This window comes from Thermaerobacter litoralis, from assembly GCF_054654595.1.
Genome location: NZ_BAAIES010000005.1, coordinates 1 through 11,933 on the forward strand (window position 1 = coordinate 1; position 11,933 = coordinate 11,933).

Consider the following 11,933-nt stretch of genomic DNA (forward strand, 5'->3'; position numbering starts at 1 on the left):
CGGGGCTTGTGCAGCATCACATACCGCTTGCGGGCCAGGCGGCGGTCCAGGTCCGCCAGGAGACGGCCGTCGACGGCGATGACGTCCCGCGCCGGGTCGGCCCGGGTGCCCAGGACCGCCGGCCGGCCGTTGACGGTGATGCGGCCGGCGGCGATCCACGCCTCCACCTGGCGGCGGGAGGCGATGCCCGCCCGGGACAGCAGCTTCTGCAGCCGCTCGGCGGGCACGGCTCAGCCCTCCAGGCGGAAGATCGCCTCGACCTCGACGGCGGCGTCCAGGGGCAACTCCGCCACGCCCACGGCGGAACGGGCGTGGCGGCCCCGGTCACCGAAGACCTGGCCGAAGAGCTCCGAGGCCCCGTTGACCACCTGGGGCTGGCCCGTGAAGCCGGGGGCGCTGTTGACGAAGCCGAGCACCTTCACCACCTGACGCACCCGGTCCAGCGACCCCGCCACGGACCGGACCACCGCCAGGATGTTCAGCGCGCAGACCCGGGCGGCGGCGTAGCCGTCCTCCGGGGTCACGTCCCGCCCCACCTTGCCGCGGTAGAGGACCTGGCCCTCCCGCAGGGGGAGCTGGCCGGACACGTACAGCCACCCGTCCTGGAGCACGCCGGGCACGTAGGCCGCCACGGGCGCCGCCACGGGCGGCAGCTCCAGGCCGAGTTCCTCCAGACGGCGTTCAAAGGACACGCAGGGGTCCCTCCCTTCCGCTCTCCCCTTTATATTGGCCCCGTCTGCCAGGGCCGTCCATGGCCCGGCGCAGGCGGGGCGGCCAGGGGCCGGGCCCATCAGCCGAAGAGGGCCCGGACCAGGAGGACGGAGGTCAGGATCCCCGCGGCGTCGGCGATCAGGCCGACGGGGAGGGCGTGGCGGGAGGCGCGGATCCCGACGGAGCCGAAGTACACGGTCAGGATGTAGAAGGTGGTGTCGGTGCTGCCCTGCATCACCGTGGCCATGCGGCCGATCAGGGAATCCGGGCCGTGCTGCCGGACCAGGTCGGTCATCACGCCGAAGGCGCCGCCGCCGGACAAGGGGCGGATCAGGGCCAGGGGCAGCACCTCCCCCGGCATTCCCACGTGCCGCAGCACGGGTTCGGCCAGTCCCACCAGCAGGTCCATGGCGCCCGATTCCCGGAAGGCGGTGATGGCGGCCAGGATCGCCACCAGGTAGGGGATGATCTGGACGCCGATCCAGAACCCGTCCTTAGCCCCTTCGACGAAGGCGTCGTAGACCCGCACGCCGCGCAGGTAGCCGTAGGCCGGGATGCCCACCAGCATGGCGGGGATCGCCCAGGTGGAGATGAACTGGAGCAGGTCCCAGAACATGCGCCCTCACCCTCGGTCGCCCGGGCGGGTGATGGCCCGTGGGCAGGTCGCCGCCCGTGGCGGCGCTGGAGGGATGGGTCCGGGGTCGGATCCCGGCCGGCCGGTGCCGGGGGCCGGGCGACCGGCGCCCCGGGCCGCGGCGCCACCGCCCGGAGGCGAGGGGCCGGCGCCCGGGGCCGCGCCACCGGTGCCCGCTCCCTCTGCCCGGACCCGGGTCGGGGAGCCCCCAAGATCGGTCCCCGGGGCCACCGGGGCCGCCGGGGCGGCCGGCGGCCCTTCCCGGGCGCGGGGGCCGGCCGGCGGGCCCGCCCGGGGCGACGGCTGGGCCGGGCCGGCCGCGGGAGCCCGTCCCGCGGGGACCGGCCCGGAGGCCGGATCGGCCGGTGATGCGTCGCCACCTGCCCCCGGGCCCCCGGGACCGGCGGGCGGCACGGGCGCGGGCCCGGTGGTGGACTCGCCGGCCGCGGGCGGTGGCGGCACCGGCGCCAGGGGGCGCAAGAGCCGGTCGGCCACCAGGGCGACCGCCGTGGCCACCGTGCTGGCCACCAGGGTCGGGCCCACGATCTCCGCCGGCTGGGCGGAGCCGGCGGCCGCCCGGACGGCGATCACGGTGGCCGGGACCAGGGTGATCCCCGAGGTGGTCATGGCCAGGAAGGTCACCATGGCGTCGGAGGCGGCGTGCTTGTGGGGATTGATGCGCTGCAGCTCCTGCATCGCCTTCAGCCCCAGGGGGGTGGCGGCGGGGCCGACGCCCAGGATGTTGGCGCTGATGCTCATCACCACCGCTCCCAGGGCGGGGTCGCCGTCGGGGATGCTGGGGAAGAGGCGGCGCATCAGGGGGTGGAGCCACCGGGCCAGGGCGGTCACCAGGCCCGCCTCTTCGGCGATCTTCATGATGCCGAGCCACAGCGAGGTCACCCCGAGGAAGCCGATGACGGTCTCCACCGCCACCTGGGACGAGGCCATCACGGCCTCGGTGACCTGGTCGACCCGGCCCGTGGCGGCGGCCACGGCCAGGCCGATCACCAGCAGGCCGAGCCAGATGAGGTCGAGCATGGTGCCCCCTCCCCGCCCCGGGGATCCGTGCCCCGCGGGACATCACGTCAATCCATATGCGGGCGAGGGGGACGTCATCCCGACGACGGCGGCGGGCCGGGGGCGGCTGCAGGCCCATCCCGGCGCCCGCCCCGGAGGCGACCTCAACACGCTGGAGGGCACCGCGGCGGGCGGAGGACCCCGCGGCCCGGCCGGGTTCGTCCCGGCCGGGTGTGTCCGCCTGGGCTCGGCCCAGGCCTCCGCGTCAGCCCGAGCCCATCCAGGCCAGGGTGCGCCGCCGCACCCGTTCCATGAAGGCCGCCAGTTCGTTGCCGAACCGCTCGAACCGTTCGGCCATCTCCGCGTCGTCGCGGGAGGAGAGGGTGATCTCGGCGATCCGCGCCTCGATGGACTTCTCCCGGTCGAGGCTGCGCAGGATCAGGTCGATCTCGCCGATCACCTGGCGGAAGAGGTTGATCTTCTCGTCCAGCAGGCGCAGGATGTACTCCTCGATGGTCCGGCGGGCGTAGAGGTTGAACACCCGGACGCTCTCGGCCTCCTGTCCCAGGCGGTGGACCCGGCCGATGCGCTGTTCGACCCGCATGGGATTCCAGGGCAGGTCGTAGTTGACCACGTTGCGGCAGAACTGCAGGTTCAGGCCCTGGCCACCGCACTCGGTGCTGATCAGCACCCGGGCGCCCCGGCGGAAGCGGTCCTTGACCGCATCCCGCTCCCAGGCGCCCATGCCGCCGTGGTAGACCACCGTCTCCACCCCGGCCCGCCGCAGCCGCCGCGCCAGATAGTCCTGGGTGGCCCGGAACTCGGTGAAGACGACCACCGGCTCGTCCAGGCGCTCGATCAGCCGCTCCAGCATCAGCGCCTTGTGGTTCTCCTCCACCTGCCGGGCCAGCTCCCGCACCCGGGTCCAGGCCAGGGACTGCCACCCCTCGCTGCCCGCCAGCCGGTCCAGGGTGGCGCGCAGGGCGTGGGAACTCGAGCACACCTCCCGCTGCAGCATCAACAGGGGCAGCACGGTGCCGTTGTACAGCCGGCGCTCGGCGTACTCCTCCCGCACCGCCCGGAGCACCGCCTGGTAGAGCTCGCGCTCCTCGGGGAAGGGCTCCAGCCCCACCAGCTCGACCTCCCGGGCGGGGAAGGGCAGGTCCAGCTCGGCCCGCCGGTTGCGGATCATCACCTGCGCCAGCACCTGCTTCAGCTGTTCCGGATCCTTCGGGGTCCGCTTGTCCAAGAGGAAGTTGCGCCAGAACTCGGTATAGGAGCCGAACAGGTCGGGGCGCACCAGGCTGACCAGGCTGTAAAGCTCGGTCAGGTCGTTCTGCAGGGGCGTGGCGGAAAGCAGCAAAAGGTGGCGGGCCTCCAGCCCGCGCACGAAGGCATGGACCTGGGTGTTGCGGTTCTTCAGCTTGTGGGCCTCGTCGACGATCAGCAGGTCCCACGGCCGGGCCTGCAGGATGCGCCGCTGCTCGTCCCGCTTGGCCAGGTCGATGGCCATCACCAGCCGTTCCGCCTTGCGCAGGGCCGGTCCCCGCGGGTTGACCGCCAGGTGCAGGTCGAACTTCTCCCGGAATTCCGCCGCCCACTGGCTGACCAGGGGCGTCGGCACCAGGACCAGGATGGTGCGGATGCCCGCCCGGGCCATCAGCTCGCGGGCCACCAGCCCGGCCTCGATGGTCTTGCCGAGGCCGACCTCGTCGGCCAGGATGGCTCGCCCCTGGAGGTCCTCCACCACCCGCCGGGCCGCCTCGACCTGATACCCCAGGTAGTGCACCCCCTTGCGCTCCCAGAGCCGGCGCAACTCGGGCCAGCACTCCAGGGCCATGGCCGTCACCTCCTTCCGGGACCGGCCCGGGATCCCCGGGGCGCCGCCGGCGTGGCGGCGCGGCGGCGGTCGCCCCGGCGGTCGATGCTACACGGGGCTGGGAACCGTGGGGCCGGTGGCGATGGCCAGCCGCCGCAGGACCGGCGTCAGGGACCGGCGGGCCGCGGCGGCCCGGGCCCAGAGATCGCCCGTCCGGGCCAGCCGGGCCGGCGCGGTGCGCAGGGTCCAGGTGGCGGGATCCACCCCTCGCTCCAGCTCCTCCCAGGTCACCGGCATGGACACCGGAGCGCCCCGCCGCGGCCGCGGCCCGTACACCATGACCAGGGTCTTGCCCAGGCCGTTCTGCAGGAAGTCCAGGTACACCGCCTCCGGCGGGCGGCGGGCCACGGCCCGCACCGTGGTCACCAGGCGCGGCCGTAGCCGCTCGACCAGCGCCGCCACCCGGCGGGCGAATTCCGTCACCACGGGATAAGGATGCTCCGGAAGGATGGGCACGAACACGTGCAGCCCCGTGGCGCCCGAGGTCTTGGGAAAACCCTCCAGATCCAGGGCGGCCAGGACCTGCCGGACCACCAGCGCCACCTCAACGGCCATGGCGAAGGCGGCCCGGGGCCCCGGGTCCAGGTCGAACACCACCCAGTCCGGCCGGTCCGGGTGGTGGACGGTGGACAGCCAGGGGTGGATCTCGATGGCGGCCTGCTGGCCGAGCCACGCCAGGGTGGCCGGTTCGTCCGCCAGGAGGAACCGGATCAGCCGGCCCTCCCGGGTGCGGTAGGGCCAGGTGCGCACCCAGGCCGGGGTGCCCGCGGGGGCGTCCTTCTGGTAGAACCCCTCGCCGTCGACCCCGTCCGGATAGCGGGTGGCCACCAGCGGGCGGTCGCGCAGGTGGGGCAGGACGTAGGGGGCCACCTGCACCAGATAGGCGATGAGGTCCGCCTTGGTCAGCCCGTCCGCCGGCCACAGCGGCCGCTGCAGGTGGGAGACCTCCAGCAGCCGGCCGGCCACCTGCACCCGCAGGCGCTCCTCGACCACGGCCCACCCCTCCAGGAACCACGGCCCATCCCTCCAGGCACCCTGGGGCGCCGTTGGCGGCCGCCGGCGGCGCCCGGCCCGGCCGGTTCGTCCCGCTGGACGCCGCCTTACACCGCGCCGCGGGCCGGGTGGGAGGCGGGCAGGCGGCAGTCCTTTGGGGCCACGTCGTCCCGCCAGCGGTGGAAGACGGGATGGCGCAGGTGCCCCTGGGGCGTCCACTCCAGGAAACCCACCTGGCAGACCAGGGCCGGTTCGACCCAGACCACCGGCTGGCCGCGGGCCCGCTCGGGAACGGTGGCGAAGGGGCAGGTGGGCCGGGGCCGCAGGCGCCGGAGGAACCAGCGGGCCTCGGCGGCGCTCAGCCCCGTGCTGACGTGGCCCACGTAGCGGAAGGTCCCGTCGTCGGCGAAGAGGCCCAGGAGCAGGGTCCCCACCCCGGCCGCCCGGCCGCCGGGCAGCACGCCCCCCACCACGGCATCCAGCTCCCGCTCCGCCTTGATCTTCTGCCAGTAGGCGGTGCGCCATCCCGGCAAATAGGGGCTGTCCAGGCGCTTGGCGACCACGCCCTCCAGCCCCTGGGCCCGTACCCGGTGGAAGAAGGCCTCCCCCGCGCCGTCGATCCCCTGGGAAAGGACCAGCCCCGGGGCCGAACCGGCTGGGAACAGGCGGGCCAGGCCGTCGACCCGTTCGGCCAGGGGCCGCGCCAGCCAGAGCCGGCCCCCGGCGCCCAGCAGGTCGAACAGCACCAGCAGGGCCGGCACCGGCCCCTGGGGGCGGCGGGTGCCGGCCGGCCGGCCCAGGCGGCGCTGCAAGGCGGCGAAGGAGGGGCGCCCGTCGACCAGGGCCACGATCTCGCCGTCCAGCACGGCCGCCTCATCCAGGTGGCGGTGGACCGCGGCCAGCTCGGGGAAGAAGGGGGTCAGGTCGTAGCCGTGGCGCGACTGCAGGTAGGTGCGGCCCGCGCGGGGGTCGGCGAACACCAGGCAGCGGTAGCCATCCCACTTGACCTCGAAGCGGTAGCCCGGGGACGAGAAGGGACCCGGCGCCCGGCGGGCCAGCATGGGGGCCAGTCGCCCGGGGCGCCACAGTTCGTCCCAGTTGCGGGGAAGGGGCGGCCCGCCCGCCGTCACCGCCGGCCCTCCCCCTGGGGCGCCTGGCCGGGGCCTCCGCCGCCGGCAAGGCCGGTTCCCACCGGGGCTCCTTCGCCGCGCCCCGGCCACAGGTCGCCTGGCGCCGGCGGCACCCGATCTCCCGCCAAACCCTGCGCCCCCTCGCGGTCCGGCCCTTCCCCGGCCCGCGGCGCAGGCGAGTCCCCGTCGAGCCGTTCCAGGCTGGCCCGCAGGGCTTCCATCAGGTCCAGGACCGGGGCGGGTTCCGGCGGGGTGACCACGGCCTCCTGGCCGGCCAGCTTGCGCTGGACCACCGCCAGCAACGCCTCCCGGTACCGGTCGTGGTATCGCCCGGGATCGAAGGGCGCCGTCAGGCGGTCGATCAGGTGGAGGGCCAGCTCCAGCTCCCGGTCGGCGGTCCCATCGGCCGTCCGGGGACCGGGACCTGGGGGATCACCGGGCGTCGCGGGGGTGGCGGCAGTGGCGGCCCCGGGCCTGGCGGCGGGGCCGGCCAGCGGGATGGCCGCGCCGTCGCCGGCCCGGACGCCGGCCGGGCGGAACCCGGGCGCCGCTCCGGCGCCGTAGGTGCCGTTGGACCAGGTGGGGGTGCCGTTGCCGCCGGCGGGGCGTGGACCGGCCGCCGCCCCGCGGGCCGCCCGGGCGGGAACGGGTTCCGGGGCCCCCAGGGCGGCGAAGGCCGGCAGGGCTTCCAGCGGCCGGATCTCATCGGGGTAGGCCATGGCCACCAGGGCCAGGGCCTGGTGGCGATAGGTGCGCAGGCAGGCCAGGGTTTCCTTATTGCGCAAGGCGACCCGGGCCACCGCCACGCAGCGGCGGATGTCCATGGCCCTCCGCAACAGGCGATAGGCCTTCTCCCCGCCCTCGGCGGGCTCCAGGTAATAGGTGCGCTGGAAGTAGATCGGGTCGATCTCCTCGCCCCGGACGAAGTCCAGGATCTCCACGGCCCGGGCTGTCGGCAGGGGCAGGTTGGCCAGGTCCTCCTCTTCGATCAGGACGAACCGGTCCGGCGCGTACTCGTATCCCCGCGCCAGCTCCTCGGGCTGGACCTCCACGTCGCAGCGCGGGCACCAGCGGCGGTAGCGGATGGGCGTGCCGCAGCGCCGGTGCAGCTGGCGGAAGTGCACCGCCCGTTCCTCCACCGCCAGGTACATGCGCACCGGGATGTTGACCAGGCCGAAGCTGATCACGCCGCGCCAGAGGCTGCGCACCGGCGGCCCCTCCCTCCGTTCCGGCCGGCCTCCGGCCGCCGCCGGTCAATCCAGGGGCGCGCTCTCGTCCCCGATGACGCCGGCCGACCAGGAGGTGCGGCCGGTGGGGCTCGGCGTGGCGGCCGGGTTCGTCCCCAGGCCGGCCGTCCCCGGGCTGCCCGGGGTCCCGGTCATGCCGGGCCGTGGCGTAGCGCCGGCGGCCCCCCGGGTCCCCCCGGCACCGGCGGCCGTCGCCGCGGCGGTGGCGCCGTTGGCCGCGCCGGCCGTCACGCCGTCCCGGGCGTTCCACAGGCGGCGCACCCGGTCGAGCACCTCGGGCGCGGCGTCGATCACCCGGTCGAGGAAGGCCCCCTCCGCCACGGGCAGCAGGCGCACCCGTCCCTGGCCGACCACCAGGAAGCCCACCGGCTGGACGCTGACCCCGGCGCCGCTGCCGCCGGCAAAGGGCCAGGCGGCACCGCCGGCCTCGGTCCGGCGCGGTTCCCGGCCGTACTCGCCGCCTCCGGCCACGAACCCCACGGACACCCGGGAGACCGGCACGATGACCGTGCCGTCCTGGGCCTCCACCGCGTCGCCGACCACGGTGTTCACGTCGACCATCTGCTTGAGGCTCTCCATGGCCGTCTGCATCAAACCCTGAATGGGGTGCTGGCTCACTCCGCCATCCCTCCCTGGTCTCCCCTGGCCTCCCAGGCGTCCGCCGGCGGCCCGGGCCGGCGTCCCTCCGGGAGCGGGTCCCGCCCCCTGGGGCCCGGTGGGGCACCGGTGGCCGGGTCCCAGCGGGGAGCGATGCGGCCCGCTCATCGACCCCGGCCGGCACCCGCCGGGCCGGCCCGCCGGCGGGTGCCGGCAAGGGCGCGGGCGGCGCTCATAGCCTCCCATAGGGGCACCAGGGCTATGCAGTCGAAGTCGAGGCTCCACTGGGGGTGGTCGAAGGCGGGCTCGATGCGGATCTGAAGGGGGCCCCGGGCGCGATCCCGGCTGGCCGCCGCCGCGGCGGCCCCGGCCAGGGCCCACAGGCCGCCGGCCAGCCAGGCGGTGGCGGCCGCATCCGGCAAGCCCGCCTTGGCCTCCAGGCGCAGGTGCCGAAGCCTCCACCGCCCCGCCGTGACGATGCGCAGGAATTGCCGGGCGGGAGGGAGCACGGCCAGCGGCCAGGGCCAGGAGGGCCGGGGAAGGATCTGGCGCCGGTATCCGATCGAGCGGCGCCCGGGGCGGATGGGTGGCAGCCGCCAGGATCGGCGCAGTTGCATGGGGCCGGGCGGGCGCCAGGACAGCCGGTGGCGGTAGGCCAGCCAGGTCCAGCCGACTTGAAGGGCCAGGGTCAGCCGGCCGTGGCGCCAGCGGCCGCGCAGGCGGACGGGCAACAGCGGGTGCAGCAGGAGGAGGGCGACCAGGACCGCCGCCAGGGCCAGGGCGGCCGCCCCCAGCAGCCGCTCGTCGGCGCCCGCCACGGCCGCGGCCAGGGCCAGCGGCCCCGGCCGGGCCGCCCGCTCCCGCCCATCTCCCAGCCGGGCCGCGGGCGAAGCCACGCGCCGCGCCGCCGCAGCCGGCCAGCCGCCGGGCGTTCCCGGTCCCGGCCGCCCCCGGTCCGGGCGGGGCACGGGGGCCGGTTGCTTCGGCTCGCCGGCGGAGCGCGCCGCCGGCCGGCCGTCGGCGACCAACGGGCGGGCCGCCGGCCGGAGGGCGGCTGGGCGGCGGCTCGGGATGCGGCCAAGCGGGGCGTGGGCGGGGCGCCGCGGCAAAGGGGTGCACCTCCGCCCCTAGGATGCCCAGCCCCGGGAGGATCGACCAGCCTTGGGCGCCCTCACGGGAGGGCGGTCTCCGGGGAGATGACGGGCCAACCCCGGGCCCGCGGGGCCGGTCCGGTAAAGGCCGTGGCCCCCGGCGGCGGGCTGGCGCCCTCTGGCGGGCTCGACCCCGCCGCCGCTTCCCCGGCTCCAGGCGGGCTCGCGGCCCGGGCGGGGTGACCGGCGGGCGCCGGGCTCGCGGCGGCGGGTGGGCGACCGGCGGGCGATGGGCTCGCGGCCGGCGCCGGGCGAGCGGCGGGCGGCTGGGTGGTGGCGGCGGGCGGGTTTCCGACCGGCGGCCCCTCGCCATCCCGCAGCGCATCGCCTTCCCGCGGCGCATCGCCCTCCCCAGGATCGGCTCCCCCGGCCGGCCCGTCGCCGCCGGGGGCCCCGCCGGCGGCACCGCCCCGCTCGCCACCACCCGGGTCGCCGTCCGCCGCTCCCCCATCCTCTGCGCCGCCGCCCTCCGGGCCGCCGCCTTCCCCGCCGCCGGCCACGAAGGTGCCCGGCGGCGGCAGCTCGCTCAGGTCGCGCAGGCCGAACTGCTGCAGGAACAAGGGGGTGGTGCCGTAGAGGATGGGCCGCCCCGGCCCCTCCTTTCGCCCTACCTCGCGGACCAGGCCGCGCTCCAGCAGGGCCCGCAGGCCGGCGTCGGACTGCACGCCGCGGATCGCCTCGATCTCCGCCCGGGTCACCGGCTGGCGGTAGGCGATGATGGCCAGCGTCTCCAGGGCCGCCCGGGAGAGGGCCTGGCGGCGCGGCTGGAGCAGTTCCTCCACCGCCCGGCTGTATTCGGGCCGGGTCACCAGCTGCCAGCCGCCGGCCACCTCGACCAGTTCGATGCCCCGTCCCGGGGCCCGGCACGCCTCGGCCAGTTCCTCCAGCGCCTGCCGGACGACGGCCTCACCGACCCCCAGGATGGCGGCCATCCGCTTGGGGGTCAACGGCTCGCCGGCTACGAAGAGCAGGGCTTCCACGGCGCCGCGAATCGGGTCGGCGCTCACTGCGGGCTCCCCTCCGGCCTGCCGGCCCCGGCGCTGTTCGTCCCGGCAGCGGTGGAGGCGGCTGGGCGGCCGTCCTCAGCCCCGGTGGAACCGGCCGCGGCGGCCGGCCCGGGATAGAGCACGATCTCCCCGAAGGCGCGGTCCTGCCGCACCCGGACCCGGCCCAGGCGGATCAGCTCCAGCAGGGCGAGGAAGGTGACCACCACCTCGATGCGGCGGGCGCGCCCGGAGAAGCAGGCGCGGAAGGTGACGGGACCCCGGGTGGCGGTGATGAGGCCCATGATGGCCTCCATCTGCTGGGCCACCGTGACCTCCTCCGGTTCCACCACCACTTCGGGCGACTCCCGCACCGCGGCCAGGATGCGGGCGAACGCCTGGACCAGGTCGTCCAGGGTCAGCCCCTCCAGCCCCTGCAGCTCGCCCGCCAGCGGGGCCACGGCCTCGACCAGGCGCGGGTAGCGGCCGCCGTAGCGCTCGGCCAGCTGGCTCAGGTAGCGGGCGGCCTCCTTGTACTGGCGGTATTCCAGGAGCCGCCGCACCAGCTCTTCCCGCGGGTCCTCCTCGGCGGGTTCCTCGTCCTCGCCTGGCCGGGGCTCCGGCGGCAGCAGCATGCGGGCCTTGATGTCGATGAGCTGGGCGGCCAAGACGACGAACTCGCTGGTGACCTCCAGATCCAGCTGGCGCATGGCCTCCAGGTGGGCCAGGTACTGTTCGGTGATCCGGGCGATGGGGATGTCGTGGATGTCGATCTCCTGCTTCTCGATGAGCTGCAGCAAGAGGTCCAACGGCCCCTCGAACTGGTCGAGCCGTACGGTGTAGGCCATCGCCAATCCTCCCGTCCCCCGCCGGTACCGGCTGGACCGGCCCCTCACCCGCCGGCCGGCCCGGGATGCGGGCCGGCGCGCCCCTCAGCGGACGCCCGTCACGGTGCCGGCGGCTTCCGACAACCCCTCCAGCACCAGGACGGCCGCGGGGTGGAGGACCGCCCCCAGGCTGCCGGTGGCCAGCAGCACGATGACGATCAGCCACCCGTAGGACTCCAGGGTGTCCAGCCACTGGCCGCCGCGCCCCAGCAGGGCCCGCAGGACCCGGGACCCGTCCAGGGGCGGGATGGGGATCAGGTTAAACACGGCCAGGTAGACGTTGATCACGGCGATGTGGGTGACCGCCTCGCCCACCAGCCCGGCGGGTTGCCAGAGGTACCAGACCACCAGGGTCACGAAGGCGAGGACCAGGTTGGTCAACGGCCCCGCCGCCGCCACCATGGCCATGCCTGACAGGGGGTTTCGAAAGTGCCAGGGATTGACGGGGACCGGCCGCGCCCAGCCGAAGCCGAAGACGACCAGGAGCAAGGTTCCCACCGGGTCCAGGTGGGCCAGGGGGTCCAGGGTCAGCCGGCCCATGGCCCGCGGCGTGGGATCGCCCAGGGCATCGGCCACGCGGGCGTGGGCGTATTCGTGCAGGACCAGGGCCAACAGAAGCCCTGGCGCCGCCACCAGGATCCCCAGGGGGTCGAACAGGCCCGGCACGGGCAACGCTCCCCGCCCGGGATGGCCCGGACCCCGGG

General features: G+C 75.7%; 13 protein-coding genes. All 13 read right to left on the reverse strand.

Translation table 11 applies throughout. The features are described from left to right. Positions 1-227 (reverse strand): S4 domain-containing protein (locus tag ACYQ02_RS03430; RefSeq protein WP_460039041.1); only part of this gene is annotated, 227 nt, incomplete at its 3' end. A gap of 3 nt (positions 228-230) precedes the next feature. Next, positions 231-692 carry a RidA family protein gene (locus ACYQ02_RS03435; RefSeq protein ID WP_460039042.1) on the reverse strand — a complete coding sequence of 154 codons (462 nt, stop codon included), beginning with the start codon at positions 690-692 and terminating at the stop codon, positions 231-233. A gap of 98 nt (positions 693-790) precedes the next feature. Beyond that, entirely contained in the window at positions 791-1,327 is a 537-nt protein-coding gene (locus tag ACYQ02_RS03440) for a spore maturation protein (RefSeq protein WP_460039043.1), read from the reverse strand. Between the two features lie 6 nt (positions 1,328-1,333). Further along, complete coding sequence (locus ACYQ02_RS03445; RefSeq protein ID WP_460039044.1) at positions 1,334-2,383, reverse strand: nucleoside recognition domain-containing protein; 1,050 nt, start codon at positions 2,381-2,383, stop codon at positions 1,334-1,336. 244 nt (positions 2,384-2,627) lie between these two features. Further along, on the reverse strand, positions 2,628-4,202 hold the full coding sequence (locus tag ACYQ02_RS03450) for a DEAD/DEAH box helicase (RefSeq protein WP_460039045.1): 1,575 nt from the start codon (positions 4,200-4,202) through the stop codon (positions 2,628-2,630). A gap of 87 nt (positions 4,203-4,289) precedes the next feature. After that, on the reverse strand, positions 4,290-5,234 hold the full coding sequence (ligD, locus tag ACYQ02_RS03455; protein ID WP_460039046.1) for a non-homologous end-joining DNA ligase: 945 nt from the start codon (positions 5,232-5,234) through the stop codon (positions 4,290-4,292). 107 nt (positions 5,235-5,341) lie between these two features. Beyond that, positions 5,342-6,364 carry a non-homologous end-joining DNA ligase gene (ligD, locus tag ACYQ02_RS03460; protein ID WP_460039047.1) on the reverse strand — a complete coding sequence of 341 codons (1,023 nt, stop codon included), beginning with the start codon at positions 6,362-6,364 and terminating at the stop codon, positions 5,342-5,344. Next, complete coding sequence (ku, locus tag ACYQ02_RS03465; RefSeq protein ID WP_460039048.1) at positions 6,361-7,572, reverse strand: non-homologous end joining protein Ku; 1,212 nt, start codon at positions 7,570-7,572, stop codon at positions 6,361-6,363. Before ku ends, ligD (ACYQ02_RS03460) begins: the two co-directional genes overlap by 4 nt. Positions 7,573-7,617: 45 nt before the next feature. Next, entirely contained in the window at positions 7,618-8,229 is a 612-nt protein-coding gene (gene ytfJ, locus ACYQ02_RS03470) for a GerW family sporulation protein (protein WP_460039049.1), read from the reverse strand. A gap of 143 nt (positions 8,230-8,372) precedes the next feature. Next, positions 8,373-9,104: a DUF2953 domain-containing protein gene (locus tag ACYQ02_RS03475; protein ID WP_460039050.1), complete on the reverse strand. Its 732-nt coding sequence runs from the start codon at positions 9,102-9,104 to the stop codon at positions 8,373-8,375. A gap of 275 nt (positions 9,105-9,379) precedes the next feature. Next, positions 9,380-10,366, reverse strand: coding sequence for an SMC-Scp complex subunit ScpB (scpB, locus tag ACYQ02_RS03480; RefSeq protein ID WP_460039051.1), 987 nt, complete (start codon positions 10,364-10,366; stop codon positions 9,380-9,382). Next, positions 10,363-11,190, reverse strand: coding sequence for a segregation and condensation protein A (locus ACYQ02_RS03485; protein ID WP_460039052.1), 828 nt, complete (start codon positions 11,188-11,190; stop codon positions 10,363-10,365). Before ACYQ02_RS03485 ends, scpB begins: the two co-directional genes overlap by 4 nt. An 84-nt stretch (positions 11,191-11,274) precedes the next feature. Then, positions 11,275-11,895: a site-2 protease family protein gene (locus ACYQ02_RS03490; protein WP_460039053.1), complete on the reverse strand. Its 621-nt coding sequence runs from the start codon at positions 11,893-11,895 to the stop codon at positions 11,275-11,277. Positions 11,896-11,933 lie beyond the last annotated feature (38 nt).

Coding starts and splice junctions, on each gene's coding strand:
- ACYQ02_RS03440 (WP_460039043.1), bottom strand. CDS start 1,327: ATGTTCTGGGACCTGCTCCAGTTCATCTCCACCTGGGCGATCCCCGCC.
- ACYQ02_RS03445 (WP_460039044.1), bottom strand. CDS start 2,383: ATGCTCGACCTCATCTGGCTCGGCCTGCTGGTGATCGGCCTGGCCGTG.
- ACYQ02_RS03450 (WP_460039045.1), bottom strand. CDS start 4,202: ATGGCCCTGGAGTGCTGGCCCGAGTTGCGCCGGCTCTGGGAGCGCAAG.
- ACYQ02_RS03485 (WP_460039052.1), bottom strand. CDS start 11,190: ATGGCCTACACCGTACGGCTCGACCAGTTCGAGGGGCCGTTGGACCTC.